The 1,888-nt window shown below is 50.9% G+C and carries 1 protein-coding gene; it reads left to right on the top strand.

Features of this window, described 5'->3' with window-relative positions; translation table 11 throughout:
* Positions 1–8: 8 nt before the first annotated feature.
* Positions 9–1,888 (top strand): glucosamine-6-phosphate deaminase (gene nagB / locus C8N47_RS18565; RefSeq protein WP_107824070.1); only part of this gene is annotated, 1,880 nt, incomplete at its 3' end.

Genomic DNA, 1,888 nt, shown 5'->3' with positions numbered 1-1,888 from the left:
TAAGTTACATCGAAAGATCAGTTGAGAAACTCCCGATCAATGTTGTGGAGGATCAGTCAGTTGGCGCCAAAATGATGGCGGAAATTATAGCCGGTATTATCAAGCAAAAGCAAGCCGAAGGAAAGATGGCTGTGCTGGGGCTGGCTACGGGTTCGTCGCCTATTAAGATTTATCAGGAGCTTGTTCGTTTGCACAAGGAAGAAGGTTTGAGCTTCAAAAATGTGATCACCTTCAACCTGGACGAATACTATCCGATGAGTCCGGAGGATGCGCAAAGCTATGTGTATTTCATGCACAAGCATCTGTTTAACCATATCGACATTTTGCCGGAGAATGTGAACATTCCGGACGGATCGCTGAAAATTGAAGATGTTTCATCGTTCTGCAGCGCTTACGAAGCCAAGATTGAAGCAGCCGGCGGAATCGACATTCAGGTGCTGGGCATCGGTCGTTCGGGCCACATCGGCTTTAACGAGCCGGGCTCAACGGTGAACTCAACAACGCGCCTGGTGAAGTTGGATTCCATCACTATTTCGGATGCCATTAAGGATTTTGGCGATGAGAAATCGGTGCCTCACCGTGCTATTACCATGGGTGTTGCAACCATTCTTGGTGCGAAAAAAATTATTCTCGCAGGCTGGGGAAAAGGCAAATCGGCCATCCTGAAAAAGATGATCGAAGGCCCGGTTACACCCGAAATTCCGGCCTCGTTTCTGCAGCTGCATAAAGATGTTACGGTATTTTTGGATGCTCCGGCGACCAGCGAATTTACGCGCACCAAAGAGCCCTGGCTGGTTGGTGTGGTCGACTGGACACCGCGCATGGTGAAGCGTGCCGTGGTTTGGTTGAGCCAGAAAATGGAAAAACCAATTTTGAAACTCACCGACGATGACTACAAGCAAAACGGCTTGCGCGATTTGTTGGTAGAATATGGTGGTGCTTACGATTTAAATATCAAGATATTCAGCGAGCTTCGCGATACCATCACCGGTTGGCCGGGAGGTAAGCCCGGAGCTTACGAGAAAACACGCCCCGAGCGCCCCGAACCGGCGATTAAACGTTCGATTGTTTTCAGCCCGCACCCCGACGACGATGTGATCTCGATGGGTGGAACGCTGATCCGTTTGGCCGACCAGGGACACGATGTGCATGTAGCCTACCAAACATCGGGCAACATTGCTGTGTTCGACGATGATGCATTGCGCTTCTCGCAATTCGCCGTTGATTTATTAAATAACCAGGGCGTGAAAAGCCCCGAGCTGGAAAAAGCCAATGCCGAATTGCGCGATTTTCTGAAAAACAAGAAAGCCGGTCAACCGGATACCCCTTATGTGAAGGCGGTGAAAGGTTTGATTCGCGTGGGTGAAGCAGCTGCGGGATGTCGTTTTAGCGGCGTGAAAGAAGAAAATGTGCACTTCCTGAATTTGCCCTTCTACGAAACCGGGCAGGTGGAGAAAAGCCCCGCCTCGGAAGCCGACTTGCAAATTGTGATCGACCTGCTGAGAAGCGTTAAGCCTCACCAGATTTTTGCAGCAGGCGACTTGCAGGACCCTCACGGAACACATGAAGTTTGTTTGCAGATTATCTTCAAGGCCATCCGCCAGATGCGTGCCGAAGGCGACAAGTGGCTGGACGATTGCTATATGTGGTTGTACCGCGGCGCATGGCAGGAGTGGGATGTTGAAGACATCGAGATGGCCGTACCGATCAGCCCCGACGAGCTGCACCGCAAACGCAAAGCCATCTTCAAACACCAGTCGCAGAAGGACGAACCCGTTTTCCCGGGTGAGGACAAACGCGAATTTTGGCAACGTGCCGAAGAGCGTAACCGCACAACAGCGCAAATCTACGATCAACTTGGTCTGACCGAATATGAAGCGATTGAAGC

This window comes from Mangrovibacterium marinum, assembly GCF_003046625.1.
GTDB lineage: Bacteria > Bacteroidota > Bacteroidia > Bacteroidales > Prolixibacteraceae > Mangrovibacterium > Mangrovibacterium marinum.
The sequence above is the reverse complement of the archived record's forward strand: the minus strand, read 5'-3'. Positions and strand labels throughout refer to the sequence as shown.